Origin of the sequence: Kocuria tytonicola, from assembly GCF_003687175.1 — a bacterium.
Classification (GTDB): domain Bacteria; phylum Actinomycetota; class Actinomycetes; order Actinomycetales; family Micrococcaceae; genus Kocuria; species Kocuria tytonicola.
This window is the reverse complement of record NZ_RDEX01000001.1, coordinates 798154-817054: the sequence shown is the minus strand read 5'-3', so window position 1 is coordinate 817054 and position 18901 is coordinate 798154. Positions and strand designations below refer to the sequence as shown.

Genomic DNA, 18901 nt, shown 5'->3' with positions numbered 1-18901 from the left:
CTCACGCCTTATCCGACGAATTCAGGTGGTACTCCCGCACGCCGCGGTCCTCCCACAGTGACGTCCACAGACCGGTCAGTTTCTCCGCCTCCGCGCCCAGGCGGTGGTCCTCGCCACGCGCCAGGAGTCCGTACTCCAGCACAGTACACCGCGCCCCGTTGGCGTCCTCCGTCTCGGTGGCGCGCACCCAGGCCCGGCGGCGGGCGATGAACAGGCTCATGATGAGCCCAGCGAACGCCACCAGGAAGGAGATGAACGCGGGGATGCGCCCGGGGTCGCTGTGGATGTCCAGACCCACGTAGCGCTTCACGTCCAGGAACTCCACGCTGCCCTTGCCACCGGGCAGCTGCGCGGTGCGGTGCTGGCCGTCCAGCAGGAGCGGCCCGTTGCCGGAGGACAAGGAGTTGAGCTCGGTGAGGTGCTGGGTGTCCAGCACGTACACGTTCTGCGGCTGGCCGCTGTCCAGGCCCAGGTCCCCGGAGAACGAGGACAGGAGCAGGGCGGGGTTGTTCAGCGCCGGGTCCACGGACTTGGGAATCTGCCCCTCCTGGGACACCGCCGTGGGCAGCAGGAGCCCCGCGAAGCCCAGCTGGTCCGGCTGCGCGTCCGGGACCTTGAGGGTGAGCGAGGACGTGTACACGGAGTCCGAGGGGACGGTGACCACGGGGCCCTCGTAGGCCACCTTGCCCTCGCCGTCCTTGACCCGAACCACCGGGGCGTAGCCGTTGCCCACCAGGTACACCTTGGTGCCGTCCACGTTCAGGGGCTTGTTCACCGCGAGGTGCACGTCCTGCGGCTGCTCCCCCGGGCCCTCCCGGACGGTGAGGTCCGCGTTGAAGTCCGTGGGCTGGCCGTAGTGCTCGGGGTCGGAGGTGTCCCGGTTGAAGGTGGCCTCGAACGATGTCAGCTGCACCGAGAACGGGTTGAGGGAGTCGGGGTTGAAGTTCGTGCCGGGGTTGAAGGAGTCGTAGTCCACCAGGGTGTTCACGAAGGACTCCCCCTCCACCACGATCTTCTGGCCCTTGTACCCGAACAGGGAGCCGATGGCCACGGAGATCAGCACCGCGAGCAGCGCCACGTGGAAGAGGATGTTCCCCACTTCCTTGATCATCCCGCGCTCCGCCGCGACCGACGGCGCGGCAGAACCCAGGTCCTGCGGCTGCACCCGGTAGCCGCGCTTCTTCAGGGCCGCCGCCGCCTGCTCCACGGCCTCCGTGGGAGTGGGCCCCGCGGCGCCGTCGCGCCCGCCGAGCATGACCTTGCGGTACTGGGGCAGCCGCGAGATCCGCTGCGGGGTGCGCGGGGGCTTGGAGCGCCACGCCTTGAAGTGCTGCACCGCGCGCGGGATCACGCAGCCCACGAGGGAGATGAACAGCAGGAGGTAGATCGCGGAGAACCAGTAGGACGAGTAGACGTCGAAGAGCTGCAGCCGGTCCAGCCAGGGCCCCAGGGTGGGGTTGGCCCGGATGTAGCCGGCCACCTCGTCCGGGTCCTGCACACGCTGGGGGAACAGGGAACCCGGGACCGCGGCGATCGCGAGCAGGAGCAGCAGCACCAGCGCCGTGGACATCTTGGTCAGCTGCCGCCAGGCCCACCGCAGCATGCCCACGGGTCCCAGTGCCGGCAGCTCCACGTCCGGGCGCTGCGCCTTCCGCTCGCGCGGGGTACGCGCCTTGGTCATATCGGCATCACCCAATCGGTTACGAATTCGGACTGGATCCAGGAGACCAGTGCGGACCACACGCCCGTGGCCATGGCCAGGCCGATGAGCACGAGCACCGCTCCGCCCACGCGCTGCAGCGTGAGGCGGTGGCGGCGGAAGAAGGACATGGCTCCCACGCCCCGGCGCAGCGCCAGGGCGATGAGGACGAAGGGGATCCCCAGACCCAGGCAGTACGCGAGCGTCAGCACCACGGCCTTGCCCGTGGAGACACCGTCCACGTACGCGAGGGCCTGCACGGCGGCGAACGTGGGCCCGATGCACGGCGCCCAGCCCAGCCCGAACGTCATGCCCAGCACGGGCGCGCCCCACAGGCCCGGGGGCGGGCGGCGCTCGATCTTGCGGTCCCGCTGGAACCACGAGAGACCGCCCAGGAACACCACGCCCATGAGCACCACCAGGATCCCCAGCACCACCATGATCCACTGCTGGCCCAGGAACCAGGCGAACGCACCCAGCTGGGCGAGCACCACGGACATCAGCACGAACACCAGCGAGAACCCCAGCACGAACAGCAGCACGCCCCAGAAGATCCGGCCGCGCCTCTGCTCCCGCAGGTCCACGCCGGTGAGACCGGTGATGTAGCCCAGGTAGCCGGGAACCAGGGGCAGCACGCACGGTGAGGCGAAGGAGACGAAGCCCGCGAGCAGGGCCACGGGCAGCGCGGCAATCAGGGAGCCGTCGAGGATGACCTCGGCGAAGGGATTGCCGTTCATGCGGACTCGGCCACCGTGTCCTTGATGAGCGCGCCCAGCGTGGACTTGTCCGCCTTGCCCAGCACACGCGCGGCCACCCGGCCCTGGGAGTCGAGCACCAGGGTGGTGGGCACCGCCTGCGGGGGGACGTAGTCGCTCAGGGCGAGCAGCACCGCGCCGTTGAGGTCGGTCGCGGAGGGGTAGGTGATCGTGAAGTTGCGCTCGAAGGCCTCGGCGGTGGCCTGCTGGTCCCGCAGGTTCACGCCCATGAACTGCGCCTCGTCCCCGTGCTCCGCGTGCAGCGCCGCCAGGTCGGGGGCCTCCGCGCGGCACGGGGCGCACCCGGCGTACCAGAAGTTCAGCACCACGGGCTTGCCGCGCATGCTCTCGGCGGTGACCGTGCTGCCGTCGTACATCGCGGCGTCGAAGGTCACGGGCTCCTTGCGCTGGTCCGGTGCGTACTCGCTCACGGAGCCGTCACCGGCCACGTACCCCTTGTCGCCCCCGGCGTTGGCCTGCTCGGCGAGGTCGTCGTTGCCGGACGAGCACCCGGTGAGCGCCAGGCCCAGGGCCGCCACGACGGCGACGACGCCCGTGCGCACCCGCGTGCGGGCGGCGGGCCGGGAGGAGGAACGCGGAGAATTCACGAGGGCAGCACCTGAAGACGTCGTGGGTGGGGTGGACACCGATTATGAGCCGGGAAGCTGGTTGACACCTGGATAGAGGTGGGTCGCCGGTTCCCGGTAGGACACCGTGGGGACCTCGGCGGCGTCGACGTCCCGGAACGTGAGGGAGGTCAGGGACGCGAGGTTGCACTCGCGCCTGCGGGGGTCGTGCGGGAGGGGGCGGCCCTCAGCGGAGAGCCGGGTGAGCCAGATGGGCAGCTGGTGGGACACGGCCACGGCCTGGGCGCCGTCGCCACCGGCCCGCACGGCCTCGCGCGCGATCTCGCGCACGGCCTCCGCCATGCGTGCCACCTGCTGCCGGTAGGGCTCACCCCAGGACGGGCGCAGCGGGTTGAGCATGTGCGGCCAGTGCTGCGGTTTGGCCAGCTCCCGCCCGGTGACGTGCAGGCCCTCGAAGTGGTTCGCGGGCTCGATCAGCCGCTCGTCCGTGTGGACGCCCAGACCCAGCTCACGGGCCACGGGCCCCGCGGTCTCCCGGGTGCGGGTCAGCGGGGAGCACGCGAGGAACGCGATGCGCTCCCCCTCCTGCACGCGCTGCGCGAGGTCCGCCGCGGCGGCCTCCGCCATGCGGGCGCCCTTCTCGGAGAGGTGGTAGTCCGGCAGACGGCCGTAGACCACGTGCTCTGGGTTGTGGACCTCGCCGTGGCGCAGGAGGTGGACGGTTGCTGAAGGCATGGCTCCAGTGTCTCAAACCCGGCCGGGCGGCCCCAATCCGGTGGAGCGCGCCACGGTCCAGGCGCGCGCCGCGGTCCGGGCGCGTGCCCCGCTCCGGGCGCGTGCCCCGCTCCGGGGGTGCACCTCGGGACGGACGCGTGCCCCGGTCCGGGGGTGCACCGCGGTCGCTGTGTGCGCCTCAGTCCAGGACGGCCCGCAGCCGGTCCGGGTCGATCCGCCACCGGTCCCACGGGGCGCCGTCCACGAAGACCACGGGCACGAACTCGGCGTAGTCGCGCAGCAGGGCGGGGTCCCCTGTGATGTCCTGCTCGCGCACGGCGCTTCCGGTCTCCCGACAGACCGCGGCCACCACGGCGCGGGCGTCCTCGCACAGGTGGCAGCCCGGCTTGGTCAGCAGCACGACCTCGTGGCGGGGGCGGGTCCAGTCCACCCCGGCCAACAGGCCGCTGGCGCGGGGGGCGGCGGGTGTGCGGGGCGCGGGGTGGGCTGTCATGGCGCCCATGCTACGCACATGGCGAAGGCCCCGTTCCCAGCGGGGAACGGGGCCTGTCTCACGCGCGCCTACTTCTTGTTGCGGCGCTGGTGACGCGTCTTGCGAAGCAGCTTGCGGTGCTTCTTCTTGGACATGCGCTTGCGGCGCTTCTTGATGACCGAACCCATAGGATCCCTCACAGTTCTCTGGACAGTGTGTTTGCTGGTGCGGCGAGTCAACGCCACCCCGCCCCACGGAAGACAGGGGCAACATCCGATTAACGGCAAACTACCGTTTACCATACCGCGTGACCCCGCTCCGCCCGAAAACGGGCGCGGCCCGCCGCCGGCTCAGGCGCTCGCGCGGTCTGTCGCCTCGAACTCGTCCGGCCCGGGATCCCTCGCGTCCGTCGAGGACGCCCCGGGGGACTCCCCGGTGGACGACGACGCCGCGGTGCCCGCTCCCCGCGGATCGTGCGTGGTGGTGCCGGAGCGCTCCGGGTCCACCCCCGCCTCCTCGTACTGGTACTCGATGTGCTCGCGCACGAGCCGGGCCGCGAGCGTGCGGTCCCCCGCCTCCAGGGCGCCCACGATGGCGCGGTGCTCGGCCCGGATGCGGCTGGACGTGGTGCTCCACAGCGGCACGTGGCCCACGAGCGCCATCGTGTACTCGTAGATGGAGTCCCGCAGCGCGGTGAACAGGGCCACGTTCACCGCATTGCCGCTGGCCTTCACCAGGGCGATGTGGAAGCTGACGTAGAGGTCGTGGAACTGCTTGAGCCCCAGGTCCTCGCGGTCCATCTCCGCCATCACGGCCTGCAGCTCCGCCCGCGGGATGCTGCGCCGCTCCGCCTGCTGCAATGAGGCCGTCTCCAGCAGCACCCGGGACTCCACGATGTCCCGCAGCGGGTGCTCGGACGTGGCCATGTGCAGCTGCAGCGCGGGGCCGGCCGAGGCCGCGGGCTCACGCACCAGGATGGGGAGGATGCTGCGGTGCTGGCCCTCGAAGAGCTTCACGATGCCCTGCGCCTCGAGGATCTTCAGCGTCTCGCGCATGGAGTTGCGGGACACGCGGAAGATCGCGGCCAGGTCCTTGTCGGTCGGGAGCCGCTGCCCCAGCACCAGGTGTCCGTCGAACAGCTCGTTCTCGAGCCACTGCAGAACCTCTCGATGCGTTGCCATACACCCCACCCTAGACTCGACGGGTGAGCAACCGCCGCATGCCGCGGCCGGTGCACCCCCCGGGTTGTGTCACGATCCGGTATCCCTCAGATGATGCCCTGCGCCACCATGGCCCGGGCCACCTTGATGAACCCGGAGATGTTCGCACCGGCCACGTAGTTGCCCGGCATGCCGAACTCGTCCGCGGTGGCCGCGCAGCTCTCGTGGATCCCGCGCATGATCTCCTGCAGCCGGTCCTGGGTGTAGTCGAAGCCCCACGAGTCCCGGGAGGCGTTCTGCTGCATCTCCAGTGCGGAGGTGGCCACGCCGCCGGCGTTCGCGGCCTTGCCCGGCGCGAAGAGCACGTCCGACTCCTGGAACATGTGCACGGCGTCCGTGGTGCAGGGCATGTTCGCGCCCTCGGCCACCGCCACCACGCCGTTCTCCAGCAGCGTCTTGGCCTGGCGGCCGTTGAGCTCGTTCTGGGTGGCGCACGGCAGGGCCACGGAGGCGGGGACGTCCCACACAGAGCCGTCGCTCACGTAGGTGGCGCTCGCGCCGCGGCGCTCGGCGTAGTCGCTCATGCGCCCGCGCTCCACCTCCTTGATCTGCTTCAGCAGCTCCAGGTCGATGCCCTCGGTGTCCACCACGTAGCCGCTCGAGTCCGAGGCGGTCAGCGCCCGGGCGCCCAGGGACTGCGCACGCTCGATCGCGTAGATCGCCACGTTGCCGGAACCGGAGACGACCACGTCCCGGCCCTCGAAGTCCAGGCCCTTGGTCTTGAGCATCTCCTCCGCGAACATCACCGCGCCGTAGCCCGTGGCCTCGGTGCGCACCAGGGAGCCGCCCCAGGACAGACCCTTGCCGGTGAGCACACCGGACTCGTAGCGGTTGGTGATCCGCTTGTACTGGCCGAACAGGTAGCCGATCTCGCGCCCGCCCACACCGATGTCACCGGCGGGGACGTCCGTGTACTCGCCGATGTGGCGGTACAACTCGGTCATGAAGGACTGGCAGAAGCGCATGATCTCGGCGTCGCTGCGCCCGGAGGGGTCGAAGTCCGAGCCGCCCTTGCCGCCGCCGATCGGCATGCCGGTCAGGGCATTCTTGAAGATCTGCTCGAAGCCCAGGAACTTCACGATCCCCAGGTACACGGACGGGTGGAAGCGCAGCCCACCCTTGTAGGGGCCCAGGGCGGAGTTGAACTCCACACGGAAACCGCGGTTGATGTGCACGGTGCCCTGGTCGTCGGTCCACGGCACGCGGAAGATGATCTGGCGCTCCGGCTCGCAGATCCGCTCCACGATCGCGGAGTCCAGCAGCTCCGGGTAGCGGGCCACCACGGGGCCCAGCGACTCGAAGACCTCGTCCACGGCCTGGTGGAACTCGGACTCCCCCGGGTTGCGCGCCGTGACGATCTGTCGGATGGGGATCAGTTTCTCGTGCATGGCTCTCCTGCCGTCTTGGACTGTTCAGTGGATGGCGTCTCAGTCGCGGCGCGAACCGCGGCCCCGGCGCCGGAAACCCGTCAGAGTGGACAGCAGACCGCTCTGACGGCGGTGCGCCCCACCACGGGGACGCATCGGCTCCCCGTTCTCGGACACGGCCACCTGCTCGAACGCGTCCCGGGGTGCGACGCCGCCGGGCCCGCTCTCGGACGAGAGCCCCGGCTGCACCGTGGCGTCGGCGCGGGCATCGTCCTCCACACTAGCGGCTGCGCCCTCGGGCTCCCCCTCGGCCTCCGTCACGGTCCCGTCCTCGGGGGCCTCCGGAGATGCCTCCCCGGAGTCCTCCGCGGCGACAACGGCACCCTGACCCTGCTGCACGACGGCACCGTCCTGCTCCTCCGACTCCGTGGAGGCCGGCGACTCGTCTGCCATGGGCTCCGAGCCCTCACCCGTCGTCCACGATCCGGTGACGGCGGCCGTCTGCCCGTGGGACGGCCCGGTCGTCTCGGTCTCCGCGGTGGTGGCCTCCGGGTCGGCGGTCTGCGTGACCGCGGCCTCGGCCTCGGGCGCAGCCCGCTCCGTCACGTCGGTGACCTCGGCGGCGAACCACGGGACGGGCTTCTCGCTGGTCAGCGGCTCCGGAGATCCGGGGGCCTCCTCCTCGGGCGTCACCGAGTCCTCACGCTCGGCCGGTTCCAACACGTCGGCCTCGTGCTCGACGGGGGGCGCCGTGGCCGCGGGGCGCTCCGCAACGGGCTCGGCGGCAGCCGCAGGCTCCGTACCGGCGGGGACTGTGGCAGCGGCGTCGGCGGGAGCCGACTCGGAGGCGCCGGGCCGCGAGGCGGCGGACGGGGTGGCGTGCTGCGGTGCGGCGGGCTGCGGGGCCGGGGTGGCGGCGTCGTCAGGGGCGGACGGCGCCGCGGCGACCAGCTCGGTGAGCCAGTCCACCACCGGGACGAGCGGGTCTCCCACGATGCTGTAGAAGCGCTTCTGTCCCTGCGCGCGGGTGGTGACCATGCCGGCGTCGCGCAGCACCTTCAGGTGCTTGGACACCGTGGGCTGGGAGACCCCGAGCTCCGTCACCAGGTCCCCCACCGGCCGTGCGCCGTCCTGCAGGACCGCGAGGATGCGGCGTCGGGTGGGGTCTGACAGGGCGGAATATGCATCGTGGGACATGGGAAACACCCTAGTCGGAGTGCCCTCACCCGCCCCAATCCGCCGCCAGCCGCTGCGCCCGCCCGGGCCACGACCACGGCTCGGGGACGCGCCGGCCGCAGGGGTGGCTCAGTCGTACCAGGGGTCCAGCCCCCAGTGGGGGAAGACCTCCTTGCGTGTGGCCATGATGCTGCGGTCGGTCTCGTCGTTGGGGTCGTAGCCGATCTCCCACGAGCGCCACCACAGGTCGACGTCGTCACCCATGACCTCCGGGGGACGTCCGCCGTACTTCTCGCTCATGTAGGTGCGCCAGTCCTGCGGCACCGGCGTGGTCACGGCCACGGGATGCCCCGAGGCCACGCCCACCAGGTGGGCCCACGAGCGGGGCACGGCATCGTGGCAGTCGTAGCCGCCGCCACCGGTGGCCAGCCAGCGGCCCTCGCACAGCTCCCCCGCCAGCTCGGACATGGCGATCGCGATCTGGCGCTGGCCGTCCACGCTCACCCGCAGGTGCGTGAGCTCGTCCTGGAAGTGCGAGTCGCAGCCGTGCTGGGAGACGATCACCTCGGGGCGGAACTCCCGCGCGATCGGCGGGACCACGGCGTCGAACGCGCGCAGCCACTGGGCGTCGTCCGCGCGCGTGGGCACGGCCACGTTGACCACCGTGCCCGCGGCCTCGCCCTCCCCGATCTCGTTGGCGAATCCCGTGCCCGGGAACAGGGACAGGCCGGTCTCGTGGAGGGAAATGGTCATGACGCGGGGCTCGTCGTAGAAGATGGCCTGCGTGCCGTCCCCGTGGTGGCCGTCCACGTCCACGTACAGGACGCGCTGCACCCCGTTGTCCAGCAGGTGCTGGATGGCCACGGCGCAGTCGTTGTAGACGCAGAACCCGGAGGCCTTCCCCGCCGCGGCGTGGTGCATGCCTCCGCCGAAGTTCACGGCGTGGACCACCTTGCCGCTGAGCAGGTCGGCAGCACCCTGGTAGCTGCCGCCCACCAGCCGCGCGCTGGACTCGTGGATGCCCGCGTACCCGGGGGTGTCCTCCGTGCCCAGCCCGCACTCCGGGATCTCCCGGGTGGGGTCCTCGGACACCGCGTGCACCGAGCGCACGTACTCGGGCGTGTGCACCAGCTCCAGGACGCTGTCGTCCGGGACCTCCGGCACCGTGACCCGCACGTTCTCCGCAGTGTCCAGGCCCAGGCTCTGCACCAGGCGCATGGTGGCGTCCAGGCGCGTGGGGCTCATGGGGTGGTAGTCCCCGAAGTTGTAGCTGAGCAACTGGGGGTCCCAGTAGACACTGGTGGGGTGCAGGGCGTCCTTGCCCTCTGTTGCTGAGGTCACACCCCCATTAGACCACTCGTGGCACGGGCTGTCGCCGCAGCGCACCGGGACGGGGGATACTGGTGGCCGTCGTGTGCGCACGCCCCGTGCCGTGCGCGTCCCGCCGCACCCGCGCACACCGTCGACACCCGTGAGGAGGTGCCGTGAGCGAGCTCGAGCAGCCTGCCGCCGTGGAGGAGACCGCCCCGGAGTCCTCCTCCGGCGAGCCCCTGACCACACGCACCGCTCGCGGCATCCGCGACTTCGTGGACCGGATCGCGGACTCCTCCCCCGCCCGGCTCGCGGTGATCGTCTTCGTGATCGTGGACCTCGGCTTCGCCCTGCTGCTGTGGCTGCCGGTCTCCGCGCAGCACGGCCGGGTCACGCACTTCGTGGACGCGGTGTTCACCGCCACCTCGGCCGTGACCGTGACCGGACTGACCACGGTCTCCACCGCGGACCAGTGGTCCCTGTTCGGGCAGGTGGTCATCCTCGTGGCCATCCAGGTGGGCGGTCTGGGCACACTGACCCTGACCTCCATCCTCGCGCTGGCGATCGGGCGCAAGCTCGGGCTGAAGTCCAAGCTCATCACGCAGGAGGCCCTGAACATCGGGCGCCTGGGCGAGGTGGGCTCGCTGCTGCAGATCATCGTGATCACGTCCATCTCCATCGAGGCGGCCCTCGCCGTGGTGCTCTCGGTGGGTTTCCTGGCGGAAGGGGAACCGCTCGGCACCGCCCTGTGGCACGGGGTCTTCTACGCCATCTCCAGCTTCAACAACGCGGGCTTCACCCCGCACACGGACGGCCTGGTGCCGTACGACCACGCGGGGGCCACGGCGTGGCTCATCCTGCTGCCCGTGTGCCTCGGCGTGATCGTGGGCTCCCTGGGCTTCCCCGTGGTGCTGGTGCTGCGGCAGGTGGGGTTCCGCTTCAACCGCTGGAACCTCAACGCCAAGCTCACCGTGGTCACCACCGGCATCCTCCTGGTGCTCGCGTGGGTGCTGTTCCTGGCCGTGGAGTGGAGCAACCCGGCCACCCTGGGCGGCAAGTCCGTGGCCGAGCGGATCTTCCAGGGCTTCTTCGCGTCCGTGATGATGCGCTCGGGCGGGTTCAACCTGGTGGACATGCCGGACACCTCCCAGGTCACCCTGCTGCTCACGGACGCCATGATGTTCGCGGGCGGCGGCTCCGCGTCCACGGCCGGCGGCATCAAGGTGACGACGCTCGCCGTCGTCTTCCTGGCCATCCTCGCCGAGGCGCGCGGCGACCAGTCCGTGATCGCGTTCTTCCGCACCATCCCGGACTCGGTGCTGCGCATTGCCATCTCCGTGATCATGATGGGTGCCTCCGTGGTGCTGCTGGGCTCCGCGGTGATGGTGGCCGTCACCCACCTGCCCCTGGACCACGTGCTGTTCGAGGTCATCTCCGCCTACGCCACGTGCGGACTGAGCACGGGCGTCTCCGCGGCGTCCCCGGACATCGGCAAGTACGCGCTGTCCGTGATCATGCTCGTGGGCCGCATCGGCACCAACACGGTGGCCACCGCCCTGGCGCTGCGCTCCCGGCGGCGCCTGTACTCCTACCCGGAAGAGAGGCCGATCATTGGCTAAGAACTCCTCCCACTCCGCCCCCGTCCTGGTGGTGGGTCTCGGCCGCTTCGGCGCCGCCACGGCACTGCAGCTCATCCAGCAGGGCCGCGAGGTGCTGGGCGTGGAACGGGACGCGGGTCTCGTGCAGAAGATGTCCGGGCAGCTCACCCACGTGGTGGAGGCCGAGGCCACGGACATGGACGCCCTGCGCCAGATCGGCGCCGCCGAGTTCTCCTCCGCCGTGGTGGGGGTGGGCACGTCCATCGAGTCCTCGGTGCTGATCGCCGCCAACCTGGTGGACCTGGGCATCGACCGGATCTGGGCCAAGGCCATCTCCCCCGCGCACGGCAAGATCCTCTCGCGCATCGGCGCGCACCACGTGATCTTCCCCGAGGCGGACGCCGGGCGCCGCACCGCGCACCTGGTCTCCGGGCGTCTGCTGGACTACATCGAGTTCGACGACGACTTCGCGATCGTCAAGATGTACCCGCCGCGCGAGACCCAGGGCTTCACGCTCGGGGAGTCCGACATCCGCTCCAAGTACGGCGTGACCGTGGTGGGCGTGAAGTCCCCCGGCGAGGACTTCACCTACGCCCGCCCGGACACCACCGTGAGCTCCCGGGACCTGCTGATCGTCTCCGGCCACGTGGACCTCATCGAGCGCTTCGCGGCGCGTCCCTGACGGTTCTCCACCCCTCCCGCCCGCCAGGACGACGGCGCTCGGTTCCGCCCTGCCCCGGCGCACCCGCACGCCGGGCGGCGTCGTCCGCTCCTGGGGGGGGGGCGGAGGGCGGAGCGGCACTCAGCTGCGGGGGTCCGCCGTCATGGCCTGCGTGGCCATGCCCACGACCCCGGGGATGCCCGCGCGGGCGAACGCGCGGCGTTGCCGCAGGGCGCCGTTGCCGTGCTCCACGATCCGGCGCACCCCGGCCTCCGCGAACTGGCGGTCGGCTTCCGAGGGGAAGTGCCCGCGCACCCGGTCGAGGATCGTGTCCACGAGCCGCTCGCCGGGCACCAGCTGACCGGCCACGGGGTCCAGGACGCGCCCGCTGAGGCCCCAGCGCGCGGCCTGCCAGAGGGCGATGTCCAGGTACTCCTGCGTGAACTCCACGGTAGGGGCGGTCTCCACCGCATAGGACGCGAGCGCCCGGACGAGCAGCGCGATGGCCACCGAGTCCTGCGCCTCCAGCTGCACGTCGCACGCCCGGATCTCCAGCGTGCCGTGCTTGTGGGACAGCCGGGCCAGCCAGCTGAGGGTGGAGGCGCTCTCCATCACGTCGAACGAACTGAGCACCGCGACGCGCTCGTCGTGGTCCGCGAGGTCCTGGAAGTGCGGCGGGATGTCGTTGGCGATCCAGCGGCGGTAGTGGATGGAGCGCCAGCTCTCGTACCCGGACTCCGCGCCCCGCCACAGGGGGGAGTTGGCGCCGAGGGCCACGAGCGCGGGCAGCCAGCCGCGCAACCCGTTCAGCGCGCGCACGGCGTCCTCCATGTCCGGGTAGCCCAGGTGCACGTGCATCCCGCTGATGTACTGGTCCGCGGCCACGGCCGGGGTGTAGCCCGCGAGCCGCTGGTAGCGCTCGTTCACCGTGATGTCCGCGGGCTCGGGGCGGATGTCCGGGGCGGCCGCGAGACCCGCCGCGTCCATGCCCATGGCGTCCGTGGCGTCGTGCAGCGCGGTGCGGAAGGTGACGAGCGAGTCCACGGCCCCGGCGGCGTCGTGGAAGACCGGGGAGGTCTCCTCCACCTGGCACGCGAGCCACTCCGGTGTGGCCGCCCCGCCGCCGGCCTCCAGGGAGACCAGCTGCGCCGACTGCTCCGGGGTGGGACGGGCGGGCAGCCTGTCCCCGCGGTCGATCAGGAGGAACTCCTCCTCGATGCCGAACGTGGTCATGGTGCTACCGCCTTGCGTGGTCTCGTGTGGTGGGCGTGGGCGGACGGCGTCACTCGCCGCCGTACTCCTTCTCCATCTCGTCCCCCTTGGCCGCGGAGGCCTCGGCGCCGGCGGCGACGATCTCCCGCAGGCCCTTCTCGTCGAACGTGGTGATGGCCTGCTCCGTGGTGCCGCCCGGGCTGGTGACGGCCTTGCGCAGCGCCGCGGGATCGGCGTCCTCCGGGCTGAGCAGCACGCCCGCCCCGGAGACGGTCTCCTTGGCGAGCACGCGCGCGGTCTCCGGGTCCAGGCCCAGCTGCTCACCCGCGTGCTGCATGGCCTCGGCGAGGTAGAACACGTACGCCGGCCCGGAGCCGGAGACGCCGGTCACCGCGCGGATCAGGTGCTCCGGGACCTCCACCACGGTGCCCACAGCGGAGAGAACGGCCTTCACGGCCTCCAGCTGCTCCCCCGTAGTGTGCTCCCCCGGGGTCACGGACAGCACGCCGCGCCCCACGCTGGACGGTGTGTTGGGCATGCACCGCACCACGGGCTGGCCCTGCGGCAACGCCTTCTGCAGGGCATCCAGGGTCACGCCGGCGGCCACGGAGACGACCACCGTGGCCGGGTCCAGCGCGGGGGCGATCTCCCGGGCCAGGTCCAGGATCGCGTACGGCTTCACGCCCAGCAGCACGATGTCCGCACCCTGCACGGCCTCGGTGTTCGCACCGTCCTGCTCCTCGGCGCAGTACACGCTCACACCCGTCTCCCGGCGCAGCTGCTCCGCGGACGACGCCGAACGGGTGGTCGCGCGCACCGAGCCCGCCTCCCTGCCGCCCTCCAGGACACCGCGCAGGATGGAGCCGTTCATGGAACCGGCTCCCAGGAAGGTGAGGGTCGCCTCGCTCATCGGATCAGTCCTTTCGTTCCCGCGGGCGCGGAACCGACGTGCCGGTGCGGCTCACGGGGAGGTGGGGAAAGCGGGGAATGCTGCTCACGACGGTACAGCGCGCGGGGGGATCCCCGCGAGCGGGTTCCACCGCCCGCGCGCCCGCCGGGAGCGGGCGACGTCGTCCGCGGCCGTGGTGCTCAGAGCGTCATGTGCCGCCGCGCGAAGGCCAGGGACTCCGCGAGCCACTCGTCGCGCTGCTCGGGGGACTCGGCCTTGCGCGTGGAGACCTCCACGCCCACCACACCCTGCCAGCGCTGGTCGCGCAGGTACTGGAGGGTGGCCGCGACGGGCTGCACGCCGTGACCCGGGAGCAGGTGCTCGTCCGCGAGCGTCTCCCCGGAGCCGTCCGTGAGGTGCACGTGACCCAGCCGGGACCCGAGCTCCTTGACGGCCGCGAGGGAGTCCATCTTGGCGGTGGCGGCGTGGGAGAAGTCCCACGTGACCCAGTCGTAGTCCTGACCCAGCGGGCTGTAGTGCGGCGAGTAGACGACCGCCTCCCGCCCGGCCACGCGCCACGGGTACATGTTCTCCACGGAGATCTTGGTGTCCGTCATCCGGGAGACCTCCCGCACCCCGGCCACGAAGTTCCTGGCGTACTTGCGCTGCCACCGGAACGGCGGGTGCGCCACCACCACCTCCGCACCCACCTGGTGCGTGAGCTTGGCGGCCATCTGGATCTTGGTCCAGGACTTGCCCCACACCTGCTGGGTGAACAGCAGCGTGGGCGCGTGGATGGTGGAGATGGGGAGCTGGTACTTCTGGATGCTGTCCAGCAGCTGGTGGGTCAGCTGGCTCATCCGCTCGTGCGTGACGAGCACCTCCACACTGTCGTAGCCCAGGCGCTGCGCGGCCTCGAAGGTCTCGGGCACGCCCTGCGGGTACAGCGAGCTCGTGGACAGCGCCACATGCGGGCGGTAGGCGGCGGGCGTGTCAGTCATCGACGGTTCACCAGGTCCTTCGGGTTGACGGTCTCGCTCGTGGCGTCCCGGGCCAGCCGGTCCATGCGGCGCAGGATCAGGCCCTCGCGCAGCGCCCACGGCGAGATCTGCAGGGTGTCCACGGCCAGCATGTCCATGGCGGTCTCCGCGACGATCGCCCCGGCCACCACCTGCGCCGCACGGTGCTCGGAGACCCCGGGCAGGTCCGCGCGCTCGGCCACGGACATGGCCTCCATGCGCCGCGTCCACAGCCGCAGGTCCTCCAGGTGCATGAGCCGCTGGACGTACGGGCCCTGCGCGGACGGCGCCGCGCCGCAGATCCGGGCGAGCGAGCGGAAGGTCTTGGACGTGCCCACCACGAGGTTCGGGTGACCACCCCCGGCGATCCGGTCCACGGCCGGGCGCAGCGTGGCCCGCACGTGCTTGCGCAGCGCCTTGAACTGGGCGGGGGACGCGACGTCGGCCCCGGCCAGGTAGCCGCGGTACAGCCGCCCCGCGCCCAGGGGCACGGACGTGGCCACGCCGGGCAGGGCGTTCGTGCCGATGGCCATCTCGAACGAGCCGCCGCCGATGTCGAAGTCCAGGATCCGCCCCGCGCTCCAGCCGAACCAGCGGCGCACCGCCGAGAACGTGATGGCGGCCTCCTGGTCCCCGGACAGCTCCGTGAGCGTGACCCCGGAGACGGACTGCACGTGCTCCAGCACCTCGGCGCCGTTGGCCGCCTCGCGGATGGCCGAGGTGGCGAACGCCAGCAGGTCCTCCGCACGGTGCTCCACGGCGAAGTCCCGGGCCTCCACCACGAACGCCGTCAGCCGGTCCCGGCCCTCGTCCGTGATCCGCCCGGAGGAGTCCTGGTGGTCCACGAGCCGCAGCGCCACCTTGTGGGACGCGTACGGCTCCGGGCGGGAACCGGGGTAGACGTCCAGCAGGAGCAGGTGCACCGTGTTGGAGCCGACGTCCAGGACGGAGAGCCGCATGTGTCTTCCTTCGCTCGCGGGCGGGGCGGGCGCGTGTCCCACCCCACGGGTTCACCGGCCGACGACGCCGCTCGCGGCGCCCCCGGCTCAGCTCGTCTTCTTCGCGGGGGCCTTCCGGGTGGTGGTGCCCGCTGAGCCCGTGGCGGTCTTGCCCTTGGCCGCGGTGGCGCGCTTCGTCGTCGTCCCCGTGGCCTTCGCGGCCCCCGTCTTCTTGGCGGGCGTCTTCTTGGCCGTGCTCGACTTCGTGGCGGTGGTGCTCTTGGGGGCCGTGCGGGCCTTGCCGCGCGCCGGGGACTTGGCCGGGGCCGGACCCTTGGCGCGCTTCTCCGCGAGCAGCTGGGACGCACGGGCGGCGGTGATCTGCTCGATCGCCTCCGCGCGCGGCACGGTCACGTTGGTCTCACCGTCCGTGATGTACGCGCCGAAGCGGCCCTCCTTGATGACCATCCGCTTCTCCGTGAGAGGATCCGCGCCGAGGTCCGCGAGCGGGGGCTTCGCCGCCGCACGGCCCCGCTGCTTGGGCTGGGCGTAGATGGTCTTCGCCTCGTCCAGGGTGATGGTGAAGATCTGGTCCTCGGAGGAGATGGAGCGGGAGTCCGAGCCCTTCTTCAGGTACGGCCCGTAGCGCCCGTTCTGCACGGTGATGGTCTCCCCGTCCGTGTCCTCGCCCAGCTCACGGGGCAGGGACAGCAGCTTCAGGGCGTCCTCCAGCGTGATGTCCTGCAGGTTCATGGAGGAGAACAGGGACGCCGTGTTCGGCTTGGGCTTCTCGATCTTCTTCGGCTTGGGCTTGCCGTTCTTGTAGTACTCCGTGGGGATGGCGTCCAGCTCCTCCTGGGTGGGCTCCGGGACGATCTCGGTGACGTAGGGGCCGTAGCGGCCGTCCTTGGCCACGACCATCCGCCCGGTCGCCGGGTTCACGCCCAGCTCCCGGCCGTCCGCCTTGCCGATCTCCATCAGCTCCCGCGCCTTCTCCGGGGTGAGCTCGTCCGGGGCGAGGTCCAGGGGGACGTTCGCGCGCACCGGGTCCGTGATCTCCCCGGTCTCCGGGTCCACGGTTCCGCCCGACTCCAGGTAGGGGCCGAACTTGCCCACGCGCAGCGTGATCTCGTCCGTGACGGGAATGGAGTTCACCGCGCGGGCGTCGATCTCCCCGAGGTCGTCCACGAGCGGCTTGAGGCCCGGGTCGCTGGGGTTCTCCCCGAAGTAGAAGCCCGTGAGCCACTTGACGCGCTCGGCCTCGCCACGGGCGATCCGGTCCAGGTCGTCCTCGAGCTCCGCCGTGAAGTCGTAGTCCACGTAGTCGGAGAAGTGGTCCTCCAGCAGACGCACCACGGAGAACGCGAGCCACGAGGGGATCAGGGCCGAGCCGCGCACCTGCACGTAGCCGCGGTCCATGATCGTGGAGATCGTGGCGGCGTACGTGGAGGGGCGTCCGATGCCCAGCTCGTCCAGGGTCTTCACCAGCGAGGCCTCGGTGTAGCGGGCCGGGGGCGTGGTGGTGTGCCCGTCCGCGGTGACCTCGGAGGCGTCCAGGGCGTCGCCCTCGGACATCACGGGCAGCCGCTTGTTCTCGTCCTTGGCCCCCTTCTTCCCGCTGTCCTGGGAGAGCTCGGGGTTCACGTCCCGGCCCTCCTCGTACGCGGCCAGGAACCCCCGGAAGGTGATGACGGTTCCGGAGGCCGAGAACTCGGCATCGGCCCCGGCGTGCTCGCCGGCCGCGGATGTGGCCGTGGCCCCCAGTCGGACCGTGGCGGTGTCTCCCTTGGCGTCCTGCATCTGGGAGGCCACGGTGCGCTTCCAGATCAGCTCGTAGAGCTTGAACTCGTCCACCGACAGCTGCGAGCGCACCTGGGACGGCGTGCGGAAGGTGTCCCCGGCGGGGCGCACGGCCTCGTGGGCCTCCTGGGCGTTCTTGGACTTGGAGGCGTACACGCGCTTGGATGCGGGCACGAACTCCGCGCCGTAGAGCTCCTTGGCCTGCGCCCGGGCGGCGTTGACGGCCTGGTCCGACAGCGCCACGGAGTCCGTGCGCATGTAGGTGATGTAGCCGTTCTCGTACAGCCGCTGGGCCACGCGCATGGTGGTCCGGGAGGTGAAGCGCAGCTTGCGCGCGGCCTCCTGCTGCAGCGTGGACGTGGTGAACGGGGCCGCGGGGCGGCGCGTGTACGGCTTGGTCTCCAGGGAGCGGACCGAGAAGGTGGCGTCCTGCAGGCCGGCGGCGAGCGCCGCGGCCACGGCCTCGTCCAGCGTGACCGGGGCGTTGCCGGAGGAGGACTTGAGCTGGCCGCGGTCGTCGAAGTCCTTGCCCGTGGCCACGCGGCGGCCGTCCACGGAGCTCAGGCGGGCGGTGAAGGGACGCCCGGCGTCCTGGCCCTCCGGGCGGGAGAACGTGCCCGTGAGGTCCCAGTAGTCCGCGGAGACGAACGCCATGCGCTCGCGTTCGCGCTGCACCACCAGGCGGGTGGCCACGGACTGCACTCGGCCCGCGGAGAGACCCGAGGAGACCTTGCGCCACAGCACCGGGGAGATCTCGTAGCCGTACAGGCGGTCCAGGATCCGGCGGGTCTCCTGGGCGTCCACGAGGTCCTGGTCGATGTCCCGCAGCTGGCCGAAGCCGCGCTCGATCGCCTCCTTGGTGATCTCGGGGAACGTGAGTCGGTACACCGGGACCTTGGGCTTGAGCACCTGCAGCAGGTGCCACGCGATGGCCTCGCCCTCGCGGTCCCCATCAGTGGCCAGGTAGAGCGCGTCCGCGTCCTTGAGCTTGCGCTTGAGCTCCGTGACCTTCTTCTTCTTGTCCGGGTTCACCACGTAGTACGGGTCGAACTCGTGCTCCACGTCCACCGCGAACTTGCCGTACGGGCCCTTCTTCATGTCCGTGGGCAGCTCGGAGGGCTGCGGCAGGTCGCGGATGTGGCCCATGGAGGACTCCACCTCGTAGGCGTCCCCCAGGTAGCCCGCGATCGTCTTCACCTTGGACGGTGACTCTACGATCAGCAGGCTCTTGCCCGTGCCGGCGTTCTTGGTGGCCTTCGGTGCCAAAGGTGCTCCTCGTCGTGACCCGTGGTTGCGGGGCGGGTCTGTCTCTGGTGGTCGCCGTTCAGCGTAGAGCACGGCGCCCGGTGTGGTGCTGGCGGGTGCGGGCGTCCCGCGTCCGAGTGGTCAGCGTACGGCACACGGCGTCCCGCTCCCCGTGAGCGCGGGGCCGGTGCAGTGTCCTCACCCGGCACGGCCCGCG

The 18901-nt window shown here is 71.2% G+C and carries 17 protein-coding genes; 2 read left to right on the top strand and 15 right to left on the bottom strand.

Annotated elements, in window-relative coordinates; all coding sequences use genetic code 11:
- Position 1: 1 nt before the first annotated feature.
- From resB to EAE32_RS03650, 10 genes are all read right to left on the bottom strand, one after another.
- Positions 2 to 1681 carry a cytochrome c biogenesis protein ResB gene (gene resB / locus EAE32_RS03695; protein WP_121864215.1) on the bottom strand — a complete coding sequence of 560 codons (1680 nt, stop codon included), beginning with the start codon at positions 1679 to 1681 and terminating at the stop codon, positions 2 to 4.
- On the bottom strand, positions 1678 to 2436 hold the full coding sequence (locus tag EAE32_RS03690; RefSeq protein WP_121846514.1) for a cytochrome c biogenesis CcdA family protein: 759 nt from the start codon (positions 2434 to 2436) through the stop codon (positions 1678 to 1680). The genes resB and EAE32_RS03690 overlap by 4 nt, the downstream gene beginning before the upstream one ends.
- Positions 2433 to 3062, bottom strand: a complete 630-nt coding sequence (locus EAE32_RS03685) for a TlpA family protein disulfide reductase (protein WP_165860441.1) — start codon at positions 3060 to 3062, stop codon at positions 2433 to 2435. The genes EAE32_RS03690 and EAE32_RS03685 overlap by 4 nt, the downstream gene beginning before the upstream one ends.
- 42 nt (positions 3063 to 3104) lie before the next feature.
- Positions 3105 to 3776: a histidine phosphatase family protein gene (locus EAE32_RS03680; protein ID WP_121864213.1), complete on the bottom strand. Its 672-nt coding sequence runs from the start codon at positions 3774 to 3776 to the stop codon at positions 3105 to 3107.
- A gap of 178 nt (positions 3777 to 3954) precedes the next feature.
- Positions 3955 to 4269, bottom strand: coding sequence for a glutaredoxin family protein (locus EAE32_RS03675; protein WP_121864778.1), 315 nt, complete (start codon positions 4267 to 4269; stop codon positions 3955 to 3957).
- Positions 4270 to 4337: 68 nt separating this feature from the next.
- Positions 4338 to 4436: a 30S ribosomal protein bS22 gene (locus EAE32_RS03670; RefSeq protein WP_005504750.1), complete on the bottom strand. Its 99-nt coding sequence runs from the start codon at positions 4434 to 4436 to the stop codon at positions 4338 to 4340.
- Positions 4437 to 4598: 162 nt separating this feature from the next.
- Entirely contained in the window at positions 4599 to 5429 is an 831-nt protein-coding gene (locus EAE32_RS03665; RefSeq protein ID WP_240625193.1) for a FadR/GntR family transcriptional regulator, read from the bottom strand.
- Between the two features lie 86 nt (positions 5430 to 5515).
- Positions 5516 to 6856, bottom strand: a complete 1341-nt coding sequence (gdhA, locus tag EAE32_RS03660) for an NADP-specific glutamate dehydrogenase (protein WP_121864212.1) — start codon at positions 6854 to 6856, stop codon at positions 5516 to 5518.
- A gap of 39 nt (positions 6857 to 6895) precedes the next feature.
- The gene (locus EAE32_RS03655; protein WP_121864211.1) at positions 6896 to 8032 is read right to left on the bottom strand and encodes an ArsR/SmtB family transcription factor; all 1137 of its coding nucleotides are present in this window, start codon (positions 8030 to 8032) and stop codon (positions 6896 to 6898) included.
- A 108-nt stretch (positions 8033 to 8140) separates the two neighbouring features.
- A complete protein-coding gene (locus EAE32_RS03650; RefSeq protein ID WP_121846755.1) occupies positions 8141 to 9352 on the bottom strand; it encodes an acetoin utilization protein AcuC in 1212 nt (403 codons plus the stop codon).
- Between the two features lie 143 nt (positions 9353 to 9495).
- Between EAE32_RS03650 and EAE32_RS03645 the strand changes: the two genes are divergently transcribed.
- Positions 9496 to 10941, top strand: a complete 1446-nt coding sequence (locus EAE32_RS03645) for a TrkH family potassium uptake protein (RefSeq protein WP_121846754.1) — start codon at positions 9496 to 9498, stop codon at positions 10939 to 10941.
- The gene (locus tag EAE32_RS03640) at positions 10934 to 11602 is read left to right on the top strand and encodes a potassium channel family protein (RefSeq protein ID WP_121846753.1); all 669 of its coding nucleotides are present in this window, start codon (positions 10934 to 10936) and stop codon (positions 11600 to 11602) included. Before EAE32_RS03645 ends, EAE32_RS03640 begins: the two co-directional genes overlap by 8 nt.
- A gap of 120 nt (positions 11603 to 11722) precedes the next feature.
- On the opposite strand, the gene EAE32_RS03635 is transcribed toward EAE32_RS03640, so the two are convergent.
- The 5 genes from EAE32_RS03635 to topA all read right to left on the bottom strand — a co-directional run bounded on the left by EAE32_RS03635 (position 11723) and on the right by topA (position 18705).
- Positions 11723 to 12814 (bottom strand): carboxylate-amine ligase, encoded by a 1092-nt coding sequence (locus EAE32_RS03635; protein ID WP_121864210.1) that lies wholly within the window; start codon positions 12812 to 12814, stop codon positions 11723 to 11725.
- A 49-nt stretch (positions 12815 to 12863) separates the two neighbouring features.
- A complete protein-coding gene (gene proC, locus EAE32_RS03630) occupies positions 12864 to 13703 on the bottom strand; it encodes a pyrroline-5-carboxylate reductase (protein WP_121845463.1) in 840 nt (279 codons plus the stop codon).
- A 179-nt stretch (positions 13704 to 13882) separates the two neighbouring features.
- On the bottom strand, positions 13883 to 14683 hold the full coding sequence (locus tag EAE32_RS03625) for a sugar phosphate isomerase/epimerase family protein (protein WP_121864209.1): 801 nt from the start codon (positions 14681 to 14683) through the stop codon (positions 13883 to 13885).
- Positions 14680 to 15660: a Ppx/GppA family phosphatase gene (locus EAE32_RS03620; protein WP_121864208.1), complete on the bottom strand. Its 981-nt coding sequence runs from the start codon at positions 15658 to 15660 to the stop codon at positions 14680 to 14682. Before EAE32_RS03620 ends, EAE32_RS03625 begins: the two co-directional genes overlap by 4 nt.
- 87 nt (positions 15661 to 15747) lie before the next feature.
- Positions 15748 to 18705: a type I DNA topoisomerase gene (gene topA, locus EAE32_RS03615; RefSeq protein ID WP_121864207.1), complete on the bottom strand. Its 2958-nt coding sequence runs from the start codon at positions 18703 to 18705 to the stop codon at positions 15748 to 15750.
- Positions 18706 to 18901 lie beyond the last annotated feature (196 nt).

Bases quoted from the DNA above. Each gene is read 5' to 3' on its own strand.
- resB (WP_121864215.1), bottom strand. From the start codon at position 1,681: ATGACCAAGGCGCGTACCCCGCGCGAGCGGAAGGCGCAGCGCCCGGAC.
- EAE32_RS03690 (WP_121846514.1), bottom strand. From the start codon at position 2,436: ATGAACGGCAATCCCTTCGCCGAGGTCATCCTCGACGGCTCCCTGATT.
- EAE32_RS03680 (WP_121864213.1), bottom strand. From the start codon at position 3,776: ATGCCTTCAGCAACCGTCCACCTCCTGCGCCACGGCGAGGTCCACAAC.
- EAE32_RS03675 (WP_121864778.1), bottom strand. From the start codon at position 4,269: ATGACAGCCCACCCCGCGCCCCGCACACCCGCCGCCCCCCGCGCCAGC.
- EAE32_RS03670 (WP_005504750.1), bottom strand. From the start codon at position 4,436: ATGGGTTCGGTCATCAAGAAGCGCCGCAAGCGCATGTCCAAGAAGAAG.
- EAE32_RS03665 (WP_240625193.1), bottom strand. From the start codon at position 5,429: ATGGCAACGCATCGAGAGGTTCTGCAGTGGCTCGAGAACGAGCTGTTC.
- gdhA (WP_121864212.1), bottom strand. From the start codon at position 6,856: ATGCACGAGAAACTGATCCCCATCCGACAGATCGTCACGGCGCGCAAC.
- EAE32_RS03655 (WP_121864211.1), bottom strand. From the start codon at position 8,032: ATGTCCCACGATGCATATTCCGCCCTGTCAGACCCCACCCGACGCCGC.
- EAE32_RS03635 (WP_121864210.1), bottom strand. From the start codon at position 12,814: ATGACCACGTTCGGCATCGAGGAGGAGTTCCTCCTGATCGACCGCGGG.
- proC (WP_121845463.1), bottom strand. From the start codon at position 13,703: ATGAGCGAGGCGACCCTCACCTTCCTGGGAGCCGGTTCCATGAACGGC.
- EAE32_RS03625 (WP_121864209.1), bottom strand. From the start codon at position 14,683: ATGACTGACACGCCCGCCGCCTACCGCCCGCATGTGGCGCTGTCCACG.
- EAE32_RS03620 (WP_121864208.1), bottom strand. From the start codon at position 15,660: ATGCGGCTCTCCGTCCTGGACGTCGGCTCCAACACGGTGCACCTGCTC.